This window comes from Arthrobacter sp. zg-Y1171 (assembly GCF_025244845.1).
GTDB lineage: Bacteria > Actinomycetota > Actinomycetes > Actinomycetales > Micrococcaceae > Arthrobacter_B.
On record NZ_CP104264.1, the window covers coordinates 1217518 to 1242342 of the forward strand.

The 24825-nt window shown below is 66.1% G+C and carries 19 protein-coding genes and 1 rRNA gene; 18 read left to right on the forward strand and 2 right to left on the reverse strand.

From position 1 onward, the window contains the following. Positions 1–70 precede the first annotated feature (70 nt). The 3 genes from pheS to N2L00_RS05710 all read left to right on the forward strand — a co-directional run bounded on the left by pheS (position 71) and on the right by N2L00_RS05710 (position 4458). Complete coding sequence (gene pheS, locus N2L00_RS05700) at positions 71–1168, forward strand: phenylalanine--tRNA ligase subunit alpha (RefSeq protein ID WP_227924542.1); 1098 nt, start codon at positions 71–73, stop codon at positions 1166–1168. After that, a complete protein-coding gene (gene pheT, locus N2L00_RS05705) occupies positions 1169–3709 on the forward strand; it encodes a phenylalanine--tRNA ligase subunit beta (RefSeq protein WP_255863330.1) in 2541 nt (846 codons plus the stop codon). Positions 3710–3846: 137 nt separating this feature from the next. After that, positions 3847–4458 (forward strand): HAD family phosphatase, encoded by a 612-nt coding sequence (locus tag N2L00_RS05710; RefSeq protein WP_255863329.1) that lies wholly within the window; start codon positions 3847–3849, stop codon positions 4456–4458. 62 nt (positions 4459–4520) lie between these two features. Here the strand turns inward: N2L00_RS05710 and N2L00_RS05715 are convergent, their stop codons facing one another. Beyond that, a complete protein-coding gene (locus N2L00_RS05715) occupies positions 4521–5483 on the reverse strand; it encodes a quinone oxidoreductase (protein ID WP_255863328.1) in 963 nt (320 codons plus the stop codon). A gap of 107 nt (positions 5484–5590) precedes the next feature. Here N2L00_RS05715 and argC point away from each other — a divergent pair, with 107 nt between their 5' ends. The 11 genes from argC to N2L00_RS05770 all read left to right on the forward strand — a co-directional run bounded on the left by argC (position 5591) and on the right by N2L00_RS05770 (position 16669). Continuing rightward, on the forward strand, positions 5591–6622 hold the full coding sequence (argC, locus tag N2L00_RS05720) for an N-acetyl-gamma-glutamyl-phosphate reductase (protein WP_255863327.1): 1032 nt from the start codon (positions 5591–5593) through the stop codon (positions 6620–6622). Continuing rightward, entirely contained in the window at positions 6622–7833 is a 1212-nt protein-coding gene (gene argJ, locus N2L00_RS05725; protein WP_255863326.1) for a bifunctional glutamate N-acetyltransferase/amino-acid acetyltransferase ArgJ, read from the forward strand. The genes argC and argJ overlap by 1 nt, the downstream gene beginning before the upstream one ends. A gap of 13 nt (positions 7834–7846) precedes the next feature. Next, complete coding sequence (gene argB / locus N2L00_RS05730) at positions 7847–8773, forward strand: acetylglutamate kinase (protein ID WP_255767227.1); 927 nt, start codon at positions 7847–7849, stop codon at positions 8771–8773. 28 nt (positions 8774–8801) lie between these two features. Continuing rightward, on the forward strand, positions 8802–10097 hold the full coding sequence (locus N2L00_RS05735; protein ID WP_255863325.1) for an acetylornithine transaminase: 1296 nt from the start codon (positions 8802–8804) through the stop codon (positions 10095–10097). Next, positions 10094–11059, forward strand: a complete 966-nt coding sequence (argF, locus tag N2L00_RS05740) for an ornithine carbamoyltransferase (RefSeq protein ID WP_255863324.1) — start codon at positions 10094–10096, stop codon at positions 11057–11059. The genes N2L00_RS05735 and argF overlap by 4 nt, the downstream gene beginning before the upstream one ends. After that, positions 11056–11592: an arginine repressor gene (locus N2L00_RS05745; protein ID WP_227924562.1), complete on the forward strand. Its 537-nt coding sequence runs from the start codon at positions 11056–11058 to the stop codon at positions 11590–11592. The genes argF and N2L00_RS05745 overlap by 4 nt, the downstream gene beginning before the upstream one ends. A 97-nt stretch (positions 11593–11689) precedes the next feature. Next, a complete protein-coding gene (locus N2L00_RS05750) occupies positions 11690–12898 on the forward strand; it encodes an argininosuccinate synthase (protein ID WP_255767230.1) in 1209 nt (402 codons plus the stop codon). A 4-nt stretch (positions 12899–12902) separates the two neighbouring features. Then, positions 12903–14360, forward strand: a complete 1458-nt coding sequence (gene argH, locus N2L00_RS05755) for an argininosuccinate lyase (RefSeq protein WP_255863323.1) — start codon at positions 12903–12905, stop codon at positions 14358–14360. A gap of 107 nt (positions 14361–14467) precedes the next feature. Next, positions 14468–14989, forward strand: a complete 522-nt coding sequence (locus tag N2L00_RS05760; RefSeq protein ID WP_255863322.1) for a pyridoxal 5'-phosphate synthase — start codon at positions 14468–14470, stop codon at positions 14987–14989. Between the two features lie 121 nt (positions 14990–15110). Beyond that, positions 15111–15968: an SRPBCC domain-containing protein gene (locus N2L00_RS05765; protein WP_255863321.1), complete on the forward strand. Its 858-nt coding sequence runs from the start codon at positions 15111–15113 to the stop codon at positions 15966–15968. Positions 15969–16015: 47 nt separating this feature from the next. Next, positions 16016–16669, forward strand: coding sequence for a DNA-3-methyladenine glycosylase (locus N2L00_RS05770; RefSeq protein ID WP_255767234.1), 654 nt, complete (start codon positions 16016–16018; stop codon positions 16667–16669). Positions 16670–16727: 58 nt separating this feature from the next. Here the strand turns inward: N2L00_RS05770 and N2L00_RS05775 are convergent, their stop codons facing one another. Further along, entirely contained in the window at positions 16728–17720 is a 993-nt protein-coding gene (locus N2L00_RS05775) for an aldo/keto reductase (protein ID WP_255863320.1), read from the reverse strand. 194 nt (positions 17721–17914) lie between these two features. Here N2L00_RS05775 and N2L00_RS05780 point away from each other — a divergent pair, with 194 nt between their 5' ends. From N2L00_RS05780 to N2L00_RS05795, 4 genes are all read left to right on the forward strand, one after another. Next, positions 17915–18469, forward strand: coding sequence for an adenine phosphoribosyltransferase (locus tag N2L00_RS05780; RefSeq protein WP_255863318.1), 555 nt, complete (start codon positions 17915–17917; stop codon positions 18467–18469). 148 nt (positions 18470–18617) lie between these two features. Next, positions 18618–20879: a UvrD-helicase domain-containing protein gene (locus N2L00_RS05785; protein ID WP_255767236.1), complete on the forward strand. Its 2262-nt coding sequence runs from the start codon at positions 18618–18620 to the stop codon at positions 20877–20879. 13 nt (positions 20880–20892) lie between these two features. Then, positions 20893–22218, forward strand: a complete 1326-nt coding sequence (gene tyrS, locus N2L00_RS05790; protein ID WP_255863317.1) for a tyrosine--tRNA ligase — start codon at positions 20893–20895, stop codon at positions 22216–22218. Between the two features lie 694 nt (positions 22219–22912). After that, positions 22913–24440 (forward strand): 16S ribosomal RNA (locus N2L00_RS05795). Positions 24441–24825: the final 385 nt, after the last annotated feature.

Below are 24825 nucleotides of genomic sequence, written 5' to 3' on the forward strand. Positions count from 1 at the left end.
GGGGCGTCTACTAGACTTGCAAATGATAAGCCAGAACCCAACTAGGGCCGGAAACAGGTAAGAACAGTACATGTCTAACTCCACACCGGGGACCGGTTCCCCAGATACTTCCCCTGAGGGCACCCAGCCCGAGCCGCCGAATCCGCTGGATGAAGCCGCCATAGCCGCCGCCGTCGAGCAGGCGCTCGCCGCCATTGCCGCTGCCGCGGACCTGAGTGAGCTCAAGGAAGTCCGGATCGCCGTCACCGGCGAGAAGTCGCCGCTGAGCGGAGCGAACCGGACCATCGGCAAGCTCCCCAAGGACCAGAAGGCCGCCGCCGGCAAGCTCGTGGGCCCCGCCCGCGGCCGGATCAACTCCGCGCTCGCCGCCCGCACCGTTGAGCTCGAAGCGGAGCGCGACGCCCGGATCCTTGTCGAAGAGGCCGTGGACGTCACCGCAGCTCCCCGCCGCCGGCACATCGGCGGCCGGCATCCCATCTCCACCCTGCAGGACCGGGTGGCGGATGTGTTCGTCGGCATGGGCTGGGAAATCGCGGAAGGCCCCGAAGTGGAATCCGAGTGGTTCAACTTCGACGCGCTGAACTTCAAGCCGGACCACCCGGCCCGCGAAATGCAGGACACCTTCTTCGTGGAACCGCCCGAGGCGCACCTGGTCATGCGGACGCACACCTCCCCGGTGCAGGTCCGCTCCATGCTTGAGCGCGACCTGCCGATCTACGTGCTCTGCCCCGGCAAGGTGTTCCGCACCGACGAGCTGGACGCCACGCACACCCCGGTCTTCCACCAGTTCGAGGGCCTGGCCATCGACAAGGGCCTGACCATGGCAGACCTGGTCGGCACCTTGGAGCACTTCACCCGTGTTCTTTTCGGCGATGAGGCGAAGGTCCGGCTGCGGCCGAACTACTTCCCCTTCACCGAACCCAGCGCCGAGCTGGACATCTGGCACCCGGGTGCCAAGGGCGGCCCGCGCTGGATCGAATGGGGCGGCTGCGGCATGGTCAACCCCAACGTGCTCCGCGCCGCCGGGATCGACCCCGAGGTCTATTCAGGTTTTGCCTTCGGCATGGGCATTGACCGTGCCCTCATGTTCCGCAACGAGGTTTCGGACATGCACGAAATGATTGAAGGCGACGTACGTTTCAGCGAACACTTCGGGATGGAGATCTAAGTGAGAATCCCACTTTCCTGGCTGCGCGAGTATGCCCAGGTACCGGCGGAAGCAACCGCCGAAGACGTGATGGAAGACCTCGTGCGCGTTGGTCTGGAAGAAGAAGACGTCCACCGTCCCACCGATGACCTGCAGGGTCCGATCGTGGTGGGCCAGGTGCTCAGCATGGAACCGGAGCCGCAGAGCAACGGCAAGACCATCAACTGGTGCACGGTCCGCGTGGTGCCGGAAGGTGCCGGGCAGACCCTGACCGGCAAGGGCATCGAGCCCTCCGGCGTGCAGGGCATCGTCTGCGGCGCGCACAACTTCAAGGTAGGGGACAAGGTCGTCGTCACCCTGCCCGGTGCCGTGCTGCCCGGAGACTTCCGCATCAGCCCGCGCAAGACCTACGGCCACGTCTCGGCCGGCATGATTGCCTCCGTGCGTGAACTCGGCATCGGCGAGGACCATGACGGCATCCTGGTGCTCTCCACCCTGGGGCTGGACCCCGAGGTGGGCACCGATGCGATGGAGCTCCTGGGGCTGTACGACCAGGCGGCGGAAATCAACGTCACCCCGGACCGCGGCTACGTTTTCTCCATCCGCGGCGCCGCCCGTGAATATGCCCACGCCACGGGCACCAAGTTCACCGACCCGGCTGCCGCCGTCGTTGTTCCGCAGGCCGACGGCAAGGGCTATCCGGTGCGGCTCGACGACGCCGCGCCCATTTACGGCAAGCCCGGCTGCGACCGGTTCGTTGCCCGGACCGTCCGCGGCGTCGATACCTCCCGGCCCACCCCGCCGTGGATGTCCTCGCGCCTGCGCCTGGCCGGCATGCGGTCAATCTCGCTGGTAGTCGACATTTCCAACTACGTGATGCTCGAACTCGGCCAGCCGCTGCACTTCTACGACCTGGATAAGCTCACCGGCGAGATCGTGGTCCGCCGCGCCGCCGAGGGCGAAACCCTGAAGACCCTGGACGAGAAGGAACGCCGGCTCTCCCCGGAGGACCTGCTGATCACCGACGGAACCGGTGCCATCGGCATCGCCGGCGTGATGGGCGGAGCCGCCACCGAGGTTGCCGACGGAACGCAGAACGTCCTGATTGAAGCCGCCCACTTCGAGGAAGTCAGCATTGCCCGCTCCCGCCGCCGGCATCGGCTGCCCTCCGAGGCATCCAAGCGCTTCGAACGCGGCGTGGACTGGAACATCGCGGACGTCGCCGCGCAGCGTGCAGTGGACCTGCTGGTGGAACTCGCCGGCGGCACGGCCGAGGAGTCCATTACCGACGTCGGCACGGCCCCCGCGCCGCGTCGGATCGAACTGCCCGCACAGTTCCCGGCCCAGCTGATCGGCCTGGATTTCACCGAGTCCCAGATCACCGGGACGCTGGAGGACCTGGGCGCTACGGTCGAGAAGACCGACGACGGCTACCTGGTGACGCCGCCGAGCTGGCGCCCGGACCTGGAGACGCGCGAGGACCTCACTGAGGAAATCATCCGCCTGGTGGGCTATGACAAGATTCCGTCCACCCTGCCGGTCGCGCCTCCCGGGCGCGGCCTGACCCGCCTGCAGCAGCAGCGCCGCCGGCTCATGCAGTCACTTGCAGCAGCCGGCCTCACGGAGGTGCTGGCCTACCCGTTCGTGACCGAGGCGGACAACAACACCTTCGGCGCTCCGGAACCGGGCGCCCGCCCGGCCCTGAAGCTGGCCAATCCGCTCAGCGCCGAGTACGGCTACCTGCGGACCTCGGTGCTGCCCGGCCTGTTCGAGGTTGCCAAGCGCAACATGTCCCGCGGCTTCCGGGATCTGGCCCTGTTCGAATCGGGCACGGTCTTCCTTCCCGGTGAGCACCTGGGTACGGAGAGCATCCCGCCGCTGGGCGCCAAGCCGTCCGAGGAAGTCCTGGACGAGCTCTACGCCGGAATTCCGGACCAGCCGCTGCACGTGGGCGTCCTGCTGGCCGGCCACGAGTCCGCTCCCGGGGCCGGCAACACGCCGCGCGCCTGGGACTGGGCCGACGCTGTCGATTACGCCCGGTTGATGGGTGACGTCCTCGGCGTGGAACTCGTGGTGGAACAGGGTACCCATCAGGCGTTCCACCCCGGCCGCACCGCGCGCATCGCACTGCGCAGCGGCGAGACCGTGGGCTACGCCGGCGAACTGCACCCCAAGCTCCTGGCCGCACGGGACATGCCTGCCCGCACGGTGGCTGCGGAACTGAACGTGGATGCGGTTTTCGACGCCGCCCCCGACGTCATCGTTGCCCGTCCGATTTCCAGCTTCCCCATTTCCACGCAGGATGTGGCGCTGGTGGTGGCAGAGGACGTTCCCGCCGAGCAGGTCCGCGAGGCACTGCGCGAGGGAGCCGGGGAACTGCTCGAAGACGTGGCCCTGTTCGACGTCTACGCAGGCCAGGGCATTGAGTCCGGGCATAAGTCGCTCGCGTTCGCGCTGCGCTTCCGCGCGCCGGACCGGACCCTGACCGCCGACGAAGCCTCCGAGGCCCGTGCCGCAGCCGTCGCGCTGGCCGCCGAACGGTTCGATGCCGTTCAGCGCTAGGTTTATCCAACAACCAGCAGGCCCCGCCGGATGTCGTTATCCGGCGGGGCCTGCTGCGTTTAAGCCCTGTCGTGTCCGGATCCCGGCGGGAACCGAACACGGCTGCCGCGCTCCGGACCGTTCGCTAAGCTGTGGCGATGACATCCTCCGGCCCGCACTGGTACCTCTTCGATTACGGCATGGTGATTTCCACCGCTCCTGCCCCGGAGGACTGGCGGTTGCTGGAACAGGCCACCGGCCTCCGGGAGCTGGCGGCCGGAACGAGCCCGTATTGGGAAAGGCGCGAAGACTTCGACGCCGGCCGGCTAACCCCGGCGCAGTACTGGGGAAGCGTGCTTGGCCGGGATCCGGTCCCGGCAGAGGTGGAAGCCCTGGAGGAACTGGATGCCGCGCAGTGGGCGCATCTGAATCCCCGGACTCTGGAGGTTTTGGAGACGCTGCACGGCGAGGGCGCCAACCTTGCCCTGCTCTCCAACATGCCGGAGGGCATGTCGCGGAGGTATTCCACCGAATCATCCTGGGCGCACTACTTCTCCAAGCTGTACTTCAGCGGGCAGATGGGCCTGGTGAAACCGGACCGGCGGATCTTCGACCGGGTGGTTGCCGGCCTTGGTGCTGCGCCGGAGGGCATCGTCTTCATTGACGACAACCCGCAGAACATTTCGACGGCGCGGGAACTGGGGTTCCACACGGTGCTCCACCGCAGCGGGACGGACCTTCCGGCGGAGCTTGCCGGGCGCGGGCGGTAGGAGCGGGCTCCGCCGGCAGCACCGGGGGTGATCCGGCAGCACCGGGCGGAGTCGCTTCCGGCTCACGGAACCAGCAGTACCTTCCCGGTGGTCTTCCGCCCTTCAAGGTCAGCGTGCGCACGGGAGGCCTCGGCCAGCGGATAGGTCTGTCCGATCCGCACGTCCAGGTTCCCGGCCAGGACCGCGTCAAACAGTTCGCGGGCCCGCCACCGGCGTTCTTCGGGTGTGAGGAGGTAATGCGCAATCGTGGGCCGGGTCAGGAACAGGGAACCGGAGGAGTTCAGCCGCTGGATGTCGAAGGGCGGGACCTGTCCGGAGGCGGCGCCGAAGAGCACCATCATGCCCCGGGTGCGCAGGCTGGCGAGCGAGCCGTCGAAGGTGGCCTGCCCGACGCCGTCGTACACCACGTCCACGCCCTGCCCGCCGGTGAGGGCACGCACCTGCCCGGTGAAACCGTCGTAGCGCAGCACATTGTCGGCGCCGGCGCCGCGGGCAAGGAGCTCCTTCTCCTCGGTGGATACGGTGGTGATCACCGTCGCGCCCTTGGCCTTGAGCAACTGGATCAGCAACAGCCCGACGCCGCCGGCACCGGCATGCACCAGCGCCGTCTGTCCTTCCTGCACCGGAAACGTGGAGTTGCACAGGTAATGCGCGGTAACCCCCTGCAGTAGCAGCGCCGCCGCGGTGTCGTCCCGGATGCCGGCGGGCACCGGCAGCGCCACGTCCGCGTCCAACAGCATGTACTGCGCATAGGCCCCGCCGCCCTCCGCCGTGGCTACCCGGTCACCCTCCCGGAAGCCGGATTCAAGCCCGGCGGACACGACGGTCCCGGCGGCCTCCGAACCGGGTATGAAGGGATATGACATGGGATAGACGCCGGCACGCTGATAGGTGTCGATGAAGTTCACGCCGGTTGCGGCTACCTTGACCAGCACCTGCCGCGGGCCGGGCTGCGGCAGGTCAACGTCTTCATAGCGCAGGATTTCCGGTCCGCCCGGCTGCGGGACGACAATGGCTTTGTGCATGGCATGGCCTCTTTTGCTGGCTGGAACGTTCTGGCTCGATATGGTCCCCATCATACGGTTTGCATAAATATTGGAGACAGTGCATAAGTGTGCTGTAGGGTGGGGGCATGACGATTTCCGTAGCAGTCTCGGGCGCCAGCGGCTATGCCGGGGGCGAAGTGCTGCGCCTGCTGGCCGGCCACCCGGAGGTATCCATCGGTGCCATCACGGCCCACAGCAACGCCGGCAGCCGGCTGGGGGAGCTGCAGCCGCACCTGCATTCCCTCGCCGACCGGGTACTGGAGGACACCACCGTCGAGACGCTGGCGGGACACGACGTCGTTTTCCTCGCCCTGCCGCACGGCGCCAGTGCGGGGATTGCCGCGCAGCTGGATCCGGACACCCTTGTGATCGACGCCGGTGCCGACCACCGGCTCGAGGATCCCATGGCCTGGGAAAAGTTCTACGGTTCTCCGCACGCGGGAACCTGGCCCTACGGACTGCCCGAACTGCCCGGACACCGCGACCGGCTCAAGGGGGCCCGCCGGATTGCCGTTCCGGGCTGCTACCCGACAAGCTCCCTGCTCGCCCTGACACCCGGCTTTGCCGCCGGCCTGCTGGAGCCGCAGGATGTCGTCATCGTGTCGGCCTCCGGCACCTCGGGCGCCGGCAAGGCCGCCAAGCCCCACCTGCTGGGATCGGAAGTCCTGGGCGGCATGAGTCCCTACGGCGTGGGCGGCACCCACCGGCACACCCCTGAAATCGAGCAGGGCCTCTCCGTCGCCGCCGGAGAGCCCGTGGCCGTGTCCTTCACGCCCACGCTGGCTCCGATGGCCCGCGGCATCCTGACCACTGCCACCGCGAAGGTCCGCCCCGGCGTCGACCCTGCGGCCCTGCGCACAGCCTGGGAGCAGGCCTACGCTTCGGAACATTTCGTCCGGGTGCTGCCGGAAGGCCAGTGGCCCGCCACCAAGATGGTGGTCGGCTCCAACTACGCCGTGATGCAGCTGGCGTACGACGCCCACGCCAACCGGGTGATTGTCAGCTGCGTCATTGACAACCTCAACAAGGGAACAGCCGGCGGCGCCGTGCAGTCCATGAATATTGCCCTCGGCCTGGATGAAACCGCGGGACTGACCCAGCAGGGAGTGGCACCGTAATGAGCGCCGAATCACTGACCACCGACAGCACCACCGGCGCCGTCACGGGCATCACCGCCCCGGCGGGTTTCCGTGCCGCGGGTGTGGCGGCAGGCTTGAAGGATTCCGGGGGACGCGACGTCGCCCTGGTTGTCAACGACGGTCCGTCGAAGGCTGCCGCGGCCGTCTTCACCCGGAACCGCATCGCGGCCGCTCCGGTGCTGTGGTCCCGGCAGGCAGTGTCCGATGGACGGGCAGACGCCGTCATCCTGAACTCCGGCGGCGCCAACGCCTGCACCGGCAGCGAGGGATTCCGGAACACCCACACCACCGCCGAAAAGACCGCGGAACTCCTGGGGCTCAGCGCTTCCGACGTGCTTGTCTGCTCCACCGGCCTGATCGGCGTCCAGCTGCCCATGGGCAAACTGCTTCCGGGCATCGAAGCGGCAGCCGGGATCCTGTCTGCCGACGCCGGAGCGGACGCGGCGCATGCCATCATGACCACTGACAGCGTCGCCAAGCAGGCGGTCTTCACCGGCACGGACAGCGCGGGCCGGACCTACCGCATCGGCGGCATGGCCAAGGGAGCCGGAATGCTCGCCCCCGGACTGGCCACAATGCTGGTGGTTCTGACCACCGACGCGGATCTCCCGGCACCCGCCCTGGACTCGGCACTGCGGGCCGCAACCGCGGTGACGTTCGACCGGACCGATTCGGACGGCTGCATGTCCACCAACGACACCGTGATCCTGATGGCGTCCGGTGCCTCAGGGGCGGCACCCGAGGCAGGGGATTTCGCCGGCGGACTCACGGAGGTCTGCTTCTCGCTCGCCCAGCAGCTGATCACCGATGCCGAAGGCGCCAGCCACGACATCGCCATCACCACGGTCAACGCCGCCACGGTGGCCGACGCGGAAACAGCTGCCCGCGCCGTCGCCCGTTCCAATCTGTTCAAGACCGCCATTTTCGGCAACGACCCGAACTGGGGCCGGGTGCTGTCCGCGGTAGGCACCACCGACGCGGCGTTTGAACCGGATCGGATCGACGTCGTAATCAACGGCGTGCAGGTCTGCCGGAACGGCGGCATCGGAGATCCGCGGGAAGACGTGGACCTGGCGCCGCGCGCCGTGACTGTGGAAATCGACCTGCACGCGGGCACGGAAAGCGCCACCATCTGGACGAACGATCTCACCACGGATTACGTCCACGAGAACTCTGCGTACAGCAGCTGACCGGGGGACAGGCATGATCACACCAGCAGAAGCCGGCGAACGGCTGCGGGCACAGGACAAAGCGGCAACGCTGATCGAAGCGCTGCCCTGGATCCAGCGCTTTGCAGGCACCACCATGGTCATCAAGTACGGCGGCAACGCCATGGTGAACGACGACCTTCGGCGGGCGTTTGCCGAGGACATCGTGTTCCTCCATCACGCCGGGGTGCACCCGGTGGTCGTCCACGGCGGCGGCCCGCAGATCAGTGCCATGCTGGACCGGCTCGGTATTGCCTCCGAATTCCGCGGCGGACTGCGGGTGACTACACCCGAGGCGATGGACGCCGTGCGCATGGTCCTGACCGGCCAGGTGGGCCGCGAGCTCGTCGGGCTCGTTAACGCGCACGGCCCCTACGCCGTCGGACTCTCCGGCGAGGACGGCGGCCTGCTGGAGGCCGTACGGACCGGTGTTGTGGTGGACGGAGAGGAACTGGACCTCGGCCTGGTCGGGGAAGTGACGGGGGTCAACCCCGGCGCGATCCTGGACATCATTGCCGCCGGACGGATCCCGGTGATCAGTACCGTGGCACCGGAAGTGAACGCCGACGGCGGCCCCACCGGCCAGGTGCTCAACGTCAACGCCGATACGGCCGCGTCTGCCCTGGCCGTAGCCCTGGGTGCCTCGCGGCTGGTGGTCCTCACAGATGTGGAAGGCCTTTACGGGGATTGGCCCGACAAGTCCTCGCTGATCTCCTCACTGACTGCCGGGGAACTGCGGGCCATGCTGCCCGGCCTCGAAGCGGGCATGATCCCCAAGATGCAGGCCTGCCTCGCCGCCGTAGACGGCGGTGTTGACCGTGCCGCAGTGGTTGACGGCCGGATGGCGCACTCCATGCTGCTGGAAATCTTCACCGAAGCCGGAATCGGCACCCAGGTAGTACCGGAGGACGAAGATGCATAACCCGGATACCCAGGGCACCATCCCCGGAATGGCAGCTCCAGATGCGCAGGAGGACTGGCTGAACCGCTATGGCTCCTCCCTGATGGGCGTCTTCGGTGCTCCGCAGCGGGCGCTCGTCCGCGGGAGCGGCTGCTATGTGGAAGACGCCGATGGAAAGCGGTACCTCGACTTGCTGGGCGGCATTGCGGTCAATTCGCTGGGCCACGCCCATCCGGCGCTCGTGGCGGCGGTGGCCGATCAGCTTGCCACCCTTGGCCACGTGTCCAACTTCTTCACCAGCCCTCCCCAGGTGGAGCTGGCCGAACGGCTGCTCGCGCTCGCCGACGCTCCGCAGGGTTCCAAGGTGTTCTTTGCGAACTCCGGTGCCGAAGCCAACGAGGCAGCCTTCAAGCTGGCCCGGCGGAACTCCGATCCCGCTGCCGGACGCACCCGGATCCTGGCGCTCGAAGGAGCATTCCACGGCAGGACCATGGGAGCGCTGGCCCTCACGGCCAAACCTGCCTACCGGGAACCCTTCGAACCGTTGCCCGGGGGAGTGGAACACCTTCCGTTCGGGGACATCGATGCGCTGCTGGCCGCAGTAGATGAGACCGTAGCCGCCGTCTTCCTGGAACCGATCCAGGGCGAGGCAGGAGTGCGGATGCTTCCCGCGGGCTACCTGCAGGCCGCCCGCGAGGCCACCCGGGCCGCAGGCGCGCTGCTGGTGATTGACGAGGTGCAGACCGGCATTGGCCGGACGGGCAAGTGGTTCGCCTCCGAAGGCGTCCTTCCGGATGCCATGACCCTGGCCAAGGGACTCGGCGGCGGCTTCCCCGTCGGCGCCATGATCACCTTCGGCGAGCGGACCTCCGGGTTGCTGGCGGCCGGAATGCACGGCACCACCTTCGGCGGGAACCCCGTGGCTGCCGCCGCAGCCCTGGCGACCCTCTCCGTGCTGGAATCCTCCGATGTGCTGGCCAATGTGCGCGGCACCGGGGACTACCTGCGCCGGGAACTGGCAGCTCTGGACTTCGTGGCCGAGGTGCGCGGGGAGGGCCTCCTCATCGGCCTCGACCTGGTCGACGACGTTGCTCCCGCCGTGGTCGCAGCTGCGCTGGAGGCGGGGTACATCATCAACAGCACCGGCCCGGCAACGCTGCGGCTGGCCCCGCCGCTGATCCTCACTCCGGAGCAGGCAGGCACCTTCCTGGACGCACTACCGGGTATCCTGCGAACGGCCTCTGGTGCCGCCTCAGCCCGAAGCGCCGCCGCCGGTCCCGCCGCCGAGACCACCCCAGACTCTGTACCCGGTGCCACCGGCACAACCACTGAAGGAAAACCATGACCCGTCATTTCCTGGTCGACACCGACCTCACGCAGGCGGAACAGGCCGAAGTCCTGGATCTGGCCGATGCGCTCAAGAAGGACCGCTACAAACACCAGCCGTTCGCGGGCGAATCCACCGGCCGCAAGACCGTGGCCGTCATCTTCGACAAGACCTCCACCCGGACCCGGGTGTCCTTTGCGGCCGGCATCTCCGACCTGGGCGGCGTTCCGCTGATCATCGGTGCGGGGGAGTCCCAACTGGGACACAAGGAGAGCGTTGCGGACACCACCAAGGTGCTGGAACGCATGGTTTCCACCATCGTCTGGCGGACCTACGCGCAGGCCGGCCTGGAGGAAATGGCTGCCAACTCCTCGGTTCCGGTCATCAACGCGCTGTCGGACGACTACCACCCCTGCCAGCTCCTGGCGGACCTAATGACCATCCGCGAGCACAAGGGCAGGCTCGCCGGCCTCACCCTGGCGTACCTCGGTGACTGCGCCAACAACATGGCCAACTCCTACCTGCTCGCCGGTGTGACCGCCGGAATGCACGTCCGGGTGGCCGGTCCGCTGGGCTATCTGCCCGATCCCCGGATTGTCGACGCCGCTGCGGCCCGTGCGGAAGAAACCGGCGGCTCCGTGACCATCACAACCGACGCCGTCGAAGCGCTGGCCGGAGCCGACGTCGTCGCCACCGATACCTGGGTGTCCATGGGGCAGGAAGCCGAAAAGGCCGCCCGGCAGGAGCTGTTCCGCAGCTACGCCGTGGATGCCGACGCGATGGCGCAGGCGGCGGACGACGCCGTCGTGCTCCATTGCCTGCCCGCCTACCGCGGCTACGAAATCTCCGCCGACGTGCTTGACGGACCGCAGTCAGTGGTCTGGGACGAAGCGGAGAACCGGCTGCATGCGCAGAAGGCCCTGATGGTCTGGCTTATGGCGCATTCCGGCCTCACGGGAATTCCGGAGGCACGGGCATGACCATGCCGGCAACGAAGACGGCGCGCCAGGCGCGTATCCGCACCCTGCTGACGGGTCTTTCCATCCGTTCCCAGGCCGAGCTCGCGGCACTGCTGGCCGACGACGGCGTGCAGGTTACGCAGGCGACGCTCTCCCGCGACCTGGTGGAACTCGGCGCCGTGCGCATGCGCGGCAAGGACGGTGCCCTGGTGTATGCCGTTCCGTCCGAGGGCGGAGAACGGGCGCCCAAGTCCGGCGTCACCCAGGAAGTGCTGGACGCACGGCTGGCCCGGCTCTGCGGTGAACTGCTGGTTACCGCCGAGGCGTCAGCGAATATCGTGGTGCTGCGGACTCCGCCCGGAGCCGCGAACTTCCTGGCACTGGCCATCGACCATTCCGTGCTGCCGTCCGTACTGGGCACCATCGCCGGCGACGACACGGTGATGATGGTGACCCGGGACCCCGAGGGCGGCCCCGACCTCGCGGCCCGCTTCCTGCGGATCGCAGACGAAGCCAGCAACAACGGCTCCGCACCCGAAAGCCGGATCCTGTAACCGGTCCCCGGCCCGTTGAACCACAACCCAAGACTTTCATCCTGAACCAACCAGCGGCCCCGATGGGACCGCAACCAATGCAAGAGGAGCGAAATCCGTGAGCGAACGTATTGTTCTGGCCTATTCCGGTGGCTTGGATACGTCAGTAGCCATCGGCTGGATTGCCGAGGCAACCGGCGCTGAAGTTATTGCCGTTGCCGTGGACGTAGGACAGGGCGGCGAGTCCCTGGAGACCGTCCGCCAGCGAGCCCTGGACTGCGGCGCCGTCGAAGCCTACGTGGCCGACGCCCGCGAGGAATTCGCCACCGAGTACTGCATGCCGGCACTGAAGGCCAATGCCCTCTACATGGACGCCTACCCGCTGGTCTCGGCCCTCTCGCGTCCCGTCATTGTGAAGCACCTGGTGGCCGCTGCCCGCCAGTTCGGTGCCACCACCGTCTCCCACGGCTGCACCGGCAAGGGCAACGACCAGGTGCGCTTCGAAGTCGGCATCCAGACCCTGGGCCCGGACCTGAAGTGCATCGCACCGGTCCGCGACCTGGCCCTGACCCGCGACAAGGCCATCGCCTTCGCCGAGGAGAAGAACCTGCCGATCGTCACCACCAAGAAGAACCCCTTCTCCATTGACGCCAACGTCTGGGGACGTGCCGTGGAGACAGGCTTCCTCGAAGACATCTGGAACGGCCCCACTCCGGACGTGTACGAGTACACCTCCGATCCGGCGTCGGCTTCCGCCCCGGATGAAGTCGTCATCACCTTCAAGGAAGGCGTGCCGGTCGCGATTGACGGCAAGCCGGTCACCCCGCTGCAGGCCATCGAGGAAATGAACCGCCGCGCCGGCGCCCAGGGCATCGGCCGGATCGACATTGTCGAGGACCGCCTCGTGGGCATCAAGAGCCGCGAAATCTACGAAGCCCCCGGCGCCATGGCGCTGATGGCTGCGCACCGCGAGCTGGAAAACGTCACTGTGGAGCGCGAGCAGGCCCGCTTCAAGAAGACGGTCGGCCAGCGCTGGACCGAGCTGGTCTATGACGGCCAGTGGTTCTCTCCGCTGAAGCAGTCCCTGGACGCCTTCATCGGCGACACCCAGCGGTACGTCTCCGGCGACATCCGCATGACCCTCGACGCCGGACGCCCGGTGGTTACGGGACGCCGCTCCGAGTCATCCCTGTATGACTTCAACCTGGCCACCTATGACACCGGTGACAGCTTCGACCAGTCGATGGCCCGCGGCTTCATCGAGTTGTTCGGGATGTCCTCCAAGGTGGCCTCCGGCCGCGACCAGCGCCTAGCAGAAGGTAAGTAAGCAGATGACAGACGGCAAGTCGCCAGAAGAAGCAGCGGGTGCCGGGACCTCCGGTTCAACCGTCCAAGGTGCCCTGTGGGGCGGCCGGTTCGCCGGCGGCCCTGCGGACGCCCTTGCGGAGCTGAGCAAATCCACCCACTTCGACTGGCGGCTTGCCGGCTACGACATTGCCGGCTCGCGTGCCCACGCCCGCGTGCTGCACAAGGCCGGCCTGCTCGACGACGGCGAGTTGGAGGGGATGCTTGCGGCCCTGGACCAGCTCGACGCCGATGTGAAGTCGGGTGCCTACGTGCCCGCGGCGTCCGACGAGGATGTCCACGGTTCACTGGAACGCGGATTGATTGAACGGGCCGGCACCCAGCTGGGCGGAAAGCTCCGGGCCGGCCGGTCCCGCAATGACCAGATCGCCACGTTGGGCCGGATGTACCTGCGGGACCACGCCCGCATCATCGGCTCCGGCGTGCTGTCGGTCATCGACGCCCTGGTGGGCCAGGCCCAGGCACACCTCGGAGTGGCGATGCCCGGACGCACCCACCTGCAGCATGCCCAGCCCATCCTGCTCAGCCACCACCTGCTGGCGCACGCCTGGTCCCTGCTGCGCGATGTGCAGCGGCTGGCCGACTGGGATAAGCGTGCGGCAGTGTCTCCCTACGGTTCCGGTGCCCTGGCCGGCTCCTCGCTGGGCCTTGACCCGAATGCCGTGGCGAAGGACCTGGGGTTCGATTCGGCTGTCTGGAACTCCCTGGACGGGACTGCCGCGCGTGACGTGTACGCCGAATTCTCCTGGGTGGCCGCCATGATCGGCGTCGACCTGTCGCGCGTCAGCGAAGACATCATCCTGTGGGCCACGAAGGAGTTTTCCTTCGTAACGCTCGACGACGCGTACTCCACCGGGTCCTCGATCATGCCGCAGAAGAAGAATCCCGATGTTGCCGAACTTGCCCGCGGCAAGGCCGGACGGCTGATCGGCGACCTTGCCGGGCTGCTGGCCACCCTGAAGGGCCTTCCGCTGGCCTACAACCGTGACCTGCAGGAGGACAAGGAACCGGTCTTCGATGCTGCCGACACCCTCGAGGTACTGCTTCCGGCGGTATCCGGGATGATCGCGACCCTGAAGTTCAACACCGAGCGGATGCAGTCCCTGGCACCGCAGGGCTTTGCCCTGGCCACCGACATTGCCGAGTGGCTGGTCCGCCAGGGTGTGCCCTTCCGTGAGGCGCATGAGCTCTCCGGAGCCGCGGTGCAGCTGGCCGAGGGGCGCGGCGTCGAACTCTGGGACCTGACCGATGAAGACTATGCCGGAATTTCGCCGCACCTGACGCCCGAGGTACGCACCGTGCTCAGCACCGAAGGCTCCCTGGACAGCCGCAGCTCCCAGGGCGGCACCGCCCGGTCCGCTGTCGAGCTGCAGCTGGCGGAGCTGATCCGCCAGGTCGGCGACGTGCGCGGCTACGCAGGCTGAATCTGCCCGACCTGAGACGGACCCCGATGGAGTGCACCTCCCCGGGGTCCGTTTTTTCGTGCCGGGCTGCGGGGCAGCGGCACCGGCACACAGCTACGCTGGGCGGCATGAGTGATTCCTTCCGGGCCCGGCTGCGTGCCCTTCCGGACTTTCCCGAGAATCTGCCCGACTTCGATCCGGCCGCAGCGCCTCAGGACCCCGCGGAGCTTTTCCGCCAGTGGCTTTCCGATGCGCTGGCCGCCGGGGTAAGGCAGCCGCATGCATTTTCCCTTGCCACGGCCGACGGAGGCGGGCACGTCTCCTCCCGGATGCTCATCCTCAAGGACATTGACGACGACGGCGGCTGGCAGTTTGCCACGTCCCGTACCTCGCGCAAAGGCGGAGAGCTGGCCGAGAACCCGAATGCGGCAATGAACTTCTACTGGCCGGAACTTGGCCGCCAGATTCGAGTGGCCGGAGCCGTAGTGGAACTCTCCCGGCAGGCTTCGGCCGCTGACTGGGATGCCAGGCCGGCATCGGGCGGGAGCGCGAACCCGCAGTGGCAGCTGTATGCGCTGAAGCCGAGGGAGATCGAATTCTGGCAGGCACGTGCCGACCGGCATCACATCCGGCACCGGATGGTCTTCTGAGGCTCGCTCGGCTCCCAGCCGGCACCCCGGATACCCGTCTTTTCGGTTCGACCACCTGTCCGCCCCTCCCGGCGGCGCCCCCGCCGAAGCTACCCTTGGAAGAACCCCAGGAGGACGCGCCATGACCGAGTCCAGCCCCCTCGAAACCCCGGTTCCCGCCGGAAGAATCGAGCGCCGCCCCGACGGCTACACCTTGGTCTTTGAGCGCCTGTTCGATTTTCCCGCGGGCTACATCTGGGAGGTGCTGACCAACGGGGACAAGGTGGCCCAGTGGCTCGGCACGGTGACTCCCGGCTGGCAGCTCGGTAAGGAATACCGGCTGGACATGGGCAATGCGGAGGTCACCGGAACCGTACTGCAGATGAGTCCCGGTCTAAGCCTGCAGTTCACCTGGGAGGACCCGCTGGGGGATGAATCCGTCCTCGACTGGCAGGTGCTGGAAACCCCCGACGGTTCCCTGCTGCAGTTCCGCACGCATGAGCCCAGTGCGGATTTCCTCACCGAAGGCGCCGCAGGGTGGCAGGGGATCCTGGACGTGTTCGACGACGTCGCCGCGGGCCGGGAACCTGCCCGCGCGTCCATGGACCAGTGGCAGGCCCTCCGCGACGCGTACGCGGAGGAATTCGACGTCTCACCCACGATGGGGCAAACGGATGCCGCCGGGATCGTCTTCCAACGCTGGTTCAACGCAGCCGCCGGCGACGTCGGCAGCGCACTGGACCGTGCGACGTCGGAACTCGGCATCGGTGCGGAGGCCGAGGTCGACATCACGGACGACGGCGGCCGGACCCGCGTCGTCGTCCGGCAACCGCTGAGCGGCGGAAACGGCGGATCAGACGAGGCGGCCGCCCTGCTCGCCGCGTGGCACCAGGCACTGGACGCCGCCGGCGACCACGTTGCCGGAAACCCCTGGCATCCCAGCTCCCGCAGGCTGGCGGCCCTGAAGGAGTTCTACGGAGCCTCTGCCGGGAGCAGCTGAACGGCAGCACGGAAAATCTCCCCAATGAACCTTGCTACCGTCGGAGTATGGCTTTTGCGAGTGAACGAGAACGTCTTGCCGTCCCGGCCACCTCCGCCGCACCCCAGCTGTTGGGTGCGGTCCTGACCCACGACGTCGACGGCGAACGCGTCAGTGTGCGGATCACCGAGGTGGAGGCCTACATGGGCGACGCCGATCCCGGCTCCCACGCGTTCCGCGGCCAGACGGCACGGAACGCCACCATGTTCGGGCCGGCGGGACACCTCTATGTGTACTTCACCTACGGCATGCACTACTGCGCCAACATAGTCTGCGGAACGGAAGGCGATGCCACCGGGCTGCTGCTGCGCGCCGGCGAGATCGTCGAGGGGGCCGACATCGCCGCCGTGCGGCGTGGAAACCCGCGCAACCCGCTGGACCTGGCGCGCGGTCCGGCACGCCTTGCCCAGGCGCTGGGCATTTCCCGGCCGCTGGACGGGGCGGATGTGTTCGCCCACCCCCTGCACCTGGCATTGCCCGCCGATCCGGTGGGCGGGGAACTCCTGTCAACCGGACCGAGGGTGGGAGTCAGCGGCCCCGGCGGCTCGGACGAATATCCGTGGCGGTACTGGCTCACCGGGGACCCGACAGTGTCCAAGTACCGTCCCGCCCAGCCGCGCAGGCAGCCGGCGTCCGCGGCAGCTGCGGCCCTGCGGCAGTGAAACGCAGAACGGCGTTCCGGGTAACTGTTACCCGGAACGCCGTTCTGCGAAGCTGCTGCTAGGAGCGAGGAAGCGGTGCCTGCGCGGAAATGAGCTTCTTTTCCAGCAGCTCGTCCCAGAAGGCAGCCGGAATCTGGGCCTTCATCGCCGCAATATCCTCCGCGACGCGTTCAGGCCGGCTGGAGCCCGGGATGACCGCCGCCACGGCGGGGTGAGCAGTGGAGAACTGCAGGGCAGCGGCCTTCAGGCTCACGTCGTGCCGAGAGGCAACCGAGGTCAGCTCGGCGATCCGTGCCTTAACCTGCGGAGGGATCTCGGCGTAATCGAAGTAGTCGCCGCCCAGCAGGGCGCCGGAGTTGAAGGGGCCGCCGACGACGATGCCCACTCCCTTTTCCTGCGCCATGGGCATCATGCGCTGCAGCGCACGCTCGTGCTGCAGCAGGGTGTACTGGGTGGCGGAGAGGCTCATGGTCGGCGCCGCCTCGTCCATGTCCATGGCCAGCTCGATGGGCTCGGTGGTGTTGACGCCCAGCCCCCAGCCGTTGATGACGCCCTCGTCCTGCAGGCGGGCGAGTACCCGGAACGCGCCGGTCCGCGCCTCGTCGAACTTGGAGATCCACTCATCACCGAGGAAGTCCCGGGACGTGTCGTGGATGAACACAAAGTCCAGGCGGTCCGTCTTGAGCCGGTTCAGGCTCTCCTCGATGGACCGCAGCGTGGCGTCCGTGCTGTAATCCGTGGCGATCTTGTTTGAACGCCCGTGGGTGAAGAGGCCGGAGCCCTTTTCTTCTTCCTCATCCAGGATCAGCCGTCCTACTTTGGTGCTAAGCACATATTCATCGCGGTTGTGCTGCGAGAGGACCTCGCCCAGGCGGGATTCCGCCAGGCCGACTCCGTAGAAGGGAGCGGTGTCGAAGTAGCGGATGCCTGCGTTCCAGGCCGCTTCAACCGTTGCCAGCGCCTCTTCCTGGGGAATGTCGCGGAACATGTTTCCCAGGGGAGCTGTGCCGAAGCCGATCTTGTTCTTGAGCACGTCGTGCAGGTTAGCCATATGTGGTGCAGTCCTTGACTGTTGTGCGGGTAGGTTCCGGTCCCGTGCGAAGGGGCCGAGAGATGGCAACCGCAGCCGGCGACCCTTTATTCCTCCGCCGGCCCGGACCGACAGCGCCGGATAGCCCGGGAGAGAAGTGCCACAGGAGCCCGTGCGGCTCCGGTCAAACCGGGTGGAACGGGTAAGGTAGACGGGTGAAAGATGCCCCGGCAGAACCGGATAACCACGAGTCCATTGATCAAACCATCGAACGCCTGGGCGCTGTAATCCCTGATTACCCCAAGCCCGGGATCGTTTTCCGGGATCTGACCCCGGTCTTTGCTGACGGGCCCGCCCTCCGGCGCGTAGTAGATGCCCTCATTGCCCCCTTCGAGGGACAGTTCGATTTCGTGGCAGGGGTGGAAGCACGCGGCTTCCTGCTTGCCGCCGCCGCTGCCTACGCTTCCGGCAAGGGAGTCATCACCGTGCGCAAGCCCGGTAAGCTGCCCCGCGAAGTGTTCTCCGAAAGCTACTCGATGGAGTACGGCGAGAGCACCCTGGAACTGCACCGCGACGACATGCCCGTGGGCTCGCGCGTCCTGATCCTTGACGACGTGCTGGCCACCGGTGGAACCCTCGGTGCCGCAGCGCGCCTGATCCGCAAGGCAGGCGCGGAAGTGGCCGGATTCGGCGTCGTGCTGGAACTGGGCGACCTCGGCGGCAGGGACCGCCTCGGCGACACCCCGGTTACCGCTCTGATCCGCTACTAGGCCCGTCCCCTCAACGAGGGGAAGGGCCCGCACGACACGCGTTCCTCGCAGGCAGCAGCTGAGAGAGAAACCGCATACATTAGGGACCTGCAAAAGTCCAAATGCACTGTAAGATTGACGCTCTGCCTTTGCGAGAGGGAACGCGAACATGCCTGAAACACCTTCAGCTTCGAACGAGCTGGAACACGAGCGTCAGTACGTCGCCGGACTGTACTCACGCCTCGATGAGCTGCGTGAGGAAAAGCGGGAACAGCTGGCCGCAATCCGGCGCAGCCACGCCTCGGGTTCGCACCAGAACCGTTCCGAGCGGGACGCCTTTGCCACCATGTACGAGGACCGCCTGGCGCAGCTGAACGCCGTCGACGACCGGCTCGTTTTCGGCCGGCTGGACCTCGACGACGGCGAGGAACGCTACATCGGGCGCATCGGCCTTTCGACGGCGGAGCTGCAGCGCCTGATGGTCGATTGGCGCGCCCCCGAAGCCGGTACGTTCTACCAGGCAACCGCTTTCGAGCGCCAGGGCGTACGACGCCGCCGGCACCTGATCCTGAAGGGCCGCGACGTGCAGGCCATCGAGGATGACGTGCTGGACTACTCCATGCTGGAAGAAGGCGAAGCCCTCCAGGGCGAAGGTGCGCTGCTCGCGGCGTTGAACTCCAAGCGGACCGGGCAGATGTCCGACATCGTCGGCACCATCCAGGCGGAACAGGACCGCATCATCCGGGCTCCGCTGTCCGGCACCCTGGTGGTCCAGGGCGGCCCCGGTACCGGCAAGACCGCCGTGGCGCTGCACCGCGCCGCGTACCTGCTCTACACCCACCGGGAACGGCTGAAGTCCGCCGGTGTGCTGCTGGTGGGGCCGTCCAATGCCTTCATCCGGTACATCGAACGCGTGCTGCCCTCCCTGGGCGAGACCGGCGTCGTGATGTCCAGCCTGGGCCAGTTGATGCCCGGCATCACCGCCGCGCATGAAGAGGACCCGGCCACGGCCGAGGTCAAGGGGCGGCTGTACATGGCCGACGTCGTCGCGCGTGCGGTTGCCAACCGGCAGCGGCTGCCCGCCGGTCCGCGGAAGCTGAACGTCGAAGGCACCATCCTCACGCTGACCCCCAAGCAGGTGCAGCGCGCCCGTGACAAGGCCCGCGCCACCGGCAAGCCGCACAACGAAGCCCGCGTCACCTTCGTGAAGATCCTGCTGCGCGAACTGACCGAGCAGCTGACCGAACAGCTTGAGGAATCGGCCGGCGCCGGGAACAGCACCGACCGGGCCTACCTCGCGGAGGACGTCCGCAGTGCCCGCGACGTGCGCGTGGCGCTGAACCTGTGCTGGATGCCGCTGACCCCGGAAAAACTCATCAGCGAGCTGTACAGCAAGCCCGGACACCTGGAAGCGGCCGCCCCGGACCTCTCCGACGCGGAGCTGGACCTGCTGCGCCGCAGCCCCGATGCGCCGTGGACCGAATCCGATGTGCCGCTGCTGGACGAAGCCGCCGAACTCCTCGGCGAGCTTGACGCCTCCGCCGGCCGCGAGAACGCACTCCGTGAGGAACAGCGCAAGCGCGACCTCGCCAATGCCGAAAGCGCCATTGCCAATACGGAGGGCTTCCTCGAGGACTCCGGCGCCCACGGCATCCTGTCCGCGGAAGACCTGGCAGACCACAACGCGGTGGGGGAGCAGCGCCTGACCGCTGCCGACCGTGCCGCCGTCGACCGCACCTGGGCCTTCGGGCACATCGTGGTCGATGAAGCGCAGGAGCTGTCCGCCATGCAGTGGCGGCTGCTGATGCGCCGCTGCCCGCTGAAGTCCTTCACCGTGGTGGGCGACATTGCCCAGACCAGCTCGGCTGCCGGGGCAACGTCATGGCAGGCGGCACTGGATCCGTTCGTGGGGGAGCGCTGGACGCTCGAAGAGCTCACCGTGAATTACCGCACCCCGGCGCAGATCGCCGAGGCAGCGGTGCGCATGGCCAACGCCGCCGGCCTCGTGGTGTCCGCGCCGAAGGCCGTGCGGGAAGGCCGCTGGGCGCCGTTCATTGACGAAGTGCCCGAGGGCGGCCAGATCCAGCGCCTGCTGGACACCCTGCCCGAGGACCTGGACGCACTCGACGGCGGCCTGCTCGCCGTCATCGCCGAGGACCACCGGCTCTCCGCGGTCCGCCGCGCGCTGGCCGGGGTGTACGGAGCCCGCGTGGGATCCGGCGCCGGCGGCCTGGAGCAGGACATCGTGGTGACCTCGCCGCGCGAGGCGAAGGGCCTGGAGTTCGACGGCGTCGTCATCCTGGAACCGTCCGAACTGCTCACCGCAGCAGCCGGCAAGGTCGGGGACCTGTACGTTGCCATGACCCGCCCCACGCAGCGGCTGCGCCTGATCGCTGCAAACGGGATCCCGGCAGGCATTCCCGAAGACTGATAATTTAGAAGGCGTGTCAGACAATATCGTGAACCCCGAGGGCCTCGGCGCCCAGCAGAATGATTCCTCCTTCGCCAACATCTGGCAGGAACTCCAGTGGCGAGGCCTTGTGCACGTCTCCACCGATGAGGCGGAACTGGAAAAACTCCTCGCCGGGGGACCGATCACGTATTACTGCGGCTTCGACCCGACGGCACCGAGCCTGCACCTTGGCAACCTGGTGCAGCTGCTCACCATGCGGCGCCTGCAGCTTGCCGGCCACCGGCCGCTGGCCCTGGTCGGCGGTTCCACCGGACTGGTCGGAGATCCGCGCCCGACGGCGGAACGCACCATGAATACCAAGGAAACCGTTGGCGAGTGGGTCGGGTACCTCCAGGGACAGGTGCAGCGCTTCCTTAGCTTCGAGGGCGACAACGCCGCCCGTATGGTGAACAACCTCGACTGGACCGCTCCGATGAGCGCCATCGATTTCCTGCGCGACGTCGGCAAGCACTTCCGGGTGGGCACGATGATCAAGAAGGAAATCGTCTCCTCGCGCCTGAACTCCGATGAAGGCATCAGCTACGCGGAGTTCAGCTACCAGGTCCTGCAGGGCATGGACTACCTCGAGCTCTTCCGCCAGTACAACTGCGTGCTCGAGACCGGCGGGTCCGACCAGTGGGGCAACCTCACCAGCGGCACCGAACTGGTGCGCAAGGTGGAGGGCAAGACGGTCCACGCACTGGGCACCCCGCTGATCACCAACAGTGACGGCACCAAGTTCGGCAAGAGCGAAGGCAATGCGGTCTGGCTGGACGGCAACATGACCAGCCCGTACGCCATGTACCAGTTCTGGCTCAACACCTCCGATACCGACGTGGTTGACCGGCTCAAGGTCTTCACCTTCATGAGCCGGGCACGGATCGAAGAGCTGGCGCGTGCCGTGAAGGAAGCGCCGCATAAGCGGGAAGCGCAGCGGGCCCTGGCCTACGACGTGACTTCACTGATTCACGGAACCGAGGCAACCGACAAGGCCATCGCTGCTTCTGCCGCACTGTTCGGGCAGGGGGACCTGACCGAGCTCGACGAAGCCACCTTGAAGGCTGCGACGGAACAGCTGCCGACGGCCGTGGTGTCCCCGGATTCGCTGGGCATCATCGACCTGCTTGTTGCATCGGAGCTTTCCAAGACCAAGTCCGAAGCACGCCGCACGGTGTCCGAGGGCGGTGCCTACGTGAACAACAACAAGGTCACCGACGCCGACGCCGTAGTGGATTCGAAGGACCTGCTGCACGGCCGGTACCTGGTACTCCGGCGTGGAAAGCGGACCCTTGCAAGCGTTGAGGTCTCCGCCGTATAGTTTTAATGCTTCCTTAGGGGAGGGCTTCCACGGGGGACTTCCACGGGGGGACTTCCACGGGGGGACTTCCATAGGAGACTTCCAGGGAAGCAAGGGGGCCGCTTCGGCGAAACCCTGCAGGACTTGGGGGCAGTCCTCGCCGGTCAAAGGCGAGGCTGCCGGCCCTGGATATGGGGTGTGGAAGCTTGTGCGGCGGATCACTTCAATCCGGTTTGCAAGGACCGGAAGCGATGTGTAGAGTTACATGAGTCGCCGCGGCCGGGACGCTGGAAAAGCGCCCGAGCATGGCGGCCAAACCCCAACAAAAAACAGAGTCCAACCAGTGCGCGCCCTTCGCGGGGCCGGTGGAAAAGACTCCGGTTGATGCTGGGTCCGGAACGGCGGAAAACGCCTTTCACGGGTTCCCGACAAGGGAAACCGCGAATTGCAAATAACGCCGGAATGGAATAAGATATAAAACATTGCAGCGAAGAAGAAAAGGAAAACAATTGTTTTCCCGAGTATTTTCGGATTGCGTCTGTTGTTTGAGAACTCAATAGTGTGCCAAGTTTATTGATACCAATTTATTTTGATTGGTTGAACAGGCCGTTTCCGCCCACCCCGTGGGTATGGGACGGTTTTTTTAGCCGGTTTCGAATTTAGTGCAGTGCCTGCAGCCAATTTTCCTTGGCTCGGGTGCTGTGTCTGTAACACATTTACGGAGAGTTTGATCCTGGCTCAGGATGAACGCTGGCGGCGTGCTTAACACATGCAAGTCGAACGATGACTTCTGTGCTTGCACAGAATGATTAGTGGCGAACGGGTGAGTAACACGTGAGTAACCTGCCCCTGACTTCGGGATAAGCCTGGGAAACCGGGTCTAATACCGGATACAACGGACCACCGCATGGCGGTCCGTGGAAAGCTTTATGCGGTTTTGGATGGACTCGCGGCCTATCAGCTTGTTGGTTGGGGTAATGGCCCACCAAGGCGACGACGGGTAGCCGGCCTGAGAGGGTGACCGGCCACACTGGGACTGAGACACGGCCCAGACTCCTACGGGAGGCAGCAGTGGGGAATATTGCACAATGGGCGGAAGCCTGATGCAGCGACGCCGCGTGAGGGACGAATGCCTTCGGGTTGTAAACCTCTTTCAGCAGGGAAGAAGCGAAAGTGACGGTACCTGCAGAAGAAGCGCCGGCTAACTACGTGCCAGCAGCCGCGGTAATACGTAGGGCGCAAGCGTTATCCGGAATTATTGGGCGTAAAGAGCTCGTAGGCGGTTTGTCGCGTCTGCTGTGAAAGCCCGGGGCTCAACCCCGGGTCTGCAGTGGGTACGGGCAGACTAGAGTGATGTAGGGGAGACTGGAATTCCTGGTGTAGCGGTGAAATGCGCAGATATCAGGAGGAACACCGATGGCGAAGGCAGGTCTCTGGGCATTAACTGACGCTGAGGAGCGAAAGCATGGGGAGCGAACAGGATTAGATACCCTGGTAGTCCATGCCGTAAACGTTGGGCACTAGGTGTGGGGGACATTCCACGTTTTCCGCGCCGTAGCTAACGCATTAAGTGCCCCGCCTGGGGAGTACGGCCGCAAGGCTAAAACTCAAAGGAATTGACGGGGGCCCGCACAAGCGGCGGAGCATGCGGATTAATTCGATGCAACGCGAAGAACCTTACCAAGGCTTGACATGAACCGGAAAGGCCTGGAAACAGGTCCCCCACTTGTGGCCGGTTTACAGGTGGTGCATGGTTGTCGTCAGCTCGTGTCGTGAGATGTTGGGTTAAGTCCCGCAACGAGCGCAACCCTCGTTCTATGTTGCCAGCGCGTTATGGCGGGGACTCATAGGAGACTGCCGGGGTCAACTCGGAGGAAGGTGGGGACGACGTCAAATCATCATGCCCCTTATGTCTTGGGCTTCACGCATGCTACAATGGCCGGTACAAAGGGTTGCGATACTGTGAGGTGGAGCTAATCCCAAAAAGCCGGTCTCAGTTCGGATTGAGGTCTGCAACTCGACCTCATGAAGTTGGAGTCGCTAGTAATCGCAGATCAGCAACGCTGCGGTGAATACGTTCCCGGGCCTTGTACACACCGCCCGTCAAGTCACGAAAGTTGGTAACACCCGAAGCCGGTGGCCTAACCCCTTGTGGGAGGGAGCCGTCGAAGGTGGGACCGGCGATTGGGACTAAGTCGTAACAAGGTAGCCGTACCGGAAGGTGCGGCTGGATCACCTCCTTTCTAAGGAGCACCTCGAAGACCATGTCCTTCCACAGTGTTGGATGTGTGCTTTGCAGGAGATGCCCATATCGGAGACATATGTTCTCCGGTGGGTGCTCAAGGGTGGAATATCAATGGATAGGCGCCGGCATGCCGGCCGTAATGGATCAGTACGTTCCTTCCTTCGGGGAGGTTCCTGGAACATCCGCTGCGGCCCTGGTAAGTCCGGTTAGTCGTTTGGCACACTGTTGGGTCCTGAAGCAACAGGCACCCGTGTTCTTCTCCCTTTCGGGGGGTGGTTCTGCGGGTTGACTGGTTTGTTTCTGTTTGTTCCTGCGCAGGCCGGAACCGTGTCGCTGACAGCCCTTTGCGGGGTGGTCGGGTGCGGGGATGGGTGTGACGGGGT

What these genes read in the sequence shown, in the direction of transcription:
- pheS (WP_227924542.1), top strand. Translation starts at nt 71, where the DNA reads ATGTCTAACTCCACACCGGGGACCGGTTCCCCAGATACTTCCCCTGAG.
- N2L00_RS05710 (WP_255863329.1), top strand. Translation starts at nt 3,847, where the DNA reads ATGACATCCTCCGGCCCGCACTGGTACCTCTTCGATTACGGCATGGTG.
- N2L00_RS05715 (WP_255863328.1), bottom strand. Translation starts at nt 5,483, where the DNA reads ATGCACAAAGCCATTGTCGTCCCGCAGCCGGGCGGACCGGAAATCCTG.
- argC (WP_255863327.1), top strand. Translation starts at nt 5,591, where the DNA reads ATGACGATTTCCGTAGCAGTCTCGGGCGCCAGCGGCTATGCCGGGGGC.
- argJ (WP_255863326.1), top strand. Translation starts at nt 6,622, where the DNA reads ATGAGCGCCGAATCACTGACCACCGACAGCACCACCGGCGCCGTCACG.
- argB (WP_255767227.1), top strand. Translation starts at nt 7,847, where the DNA reads ATGATCACACCAGCAGAAGCCGGCGAACGGCTGCGGGCACAGGACAAA.
- N2L00_RS05735 (WP_255863325.1), top strand. Translation starts at nt 8,802, where the DNA reads ATGGCAGCTCCAGATGCGCAGGAGGACTGGCTGAACCGCTATGGCTCC.
- argF (WP_255863324.1), top strand. Translation starts at nt 10,094, where the DNA reads ATGACCCGTCATTTCCTGGTCGACACCGACCTCACGCAGGCGGAACAG.
- N2L00_RS05745 (WP_227924562.1), top strand. Translation starts at nt 11,056, where the DNA reads ATGACCATGCCGGCAACGAAGACGGCGCGCCAGGCGCGTATCCGCACC.
- argH (WP_255863323.1), top strand. Translation starts at nt 12,903, where the DNA reads ATGACAGACGGCAAGTCGCCAGAAGAAGCAGCGGGTGCCGGGACCTCC.
- N2L00_RS05760 (WP_255863322.1), top strand. Translation starts at nt 14,468, where the DNA reads ATGAGTGATTCCTTCCGGGCCCGGCTGCGTGCCCTTCCGGACTTTCCC.
- N2L00_RS05765 (WP_255863321.1), top strand. Translation starts at nt 15,111, where the DNA reads ATGACCGAGTCCAGCCCCCTCGAAACCCCGGTTCCCGCCGGAAGAATC.
- N2L00_RS05770 (WP_255767234.1), top strand. Translation starts at nt 16,016, where the DNA reads ATGGCTTTTGCGAGTGAACGAGAACGTCTTGCCGTCCCGGCCACCTCC.
- N2L00_RS05775 (WP_255863320.1), bottom strand. Translation starts at nt 17,720, where the DNA reads ATGGCTAACCTGCACGACGTGCTCAAGAACAAGATCGGCTTCGGCACA.
- N2L00_RS05785 (WP_255767236.1), top strand. Translation starts at nt 18,618, where the DNA reads ATGCCTGAAACACCTTCAGCTTCGAACGAGCTGGAACACGAGCGTCAG.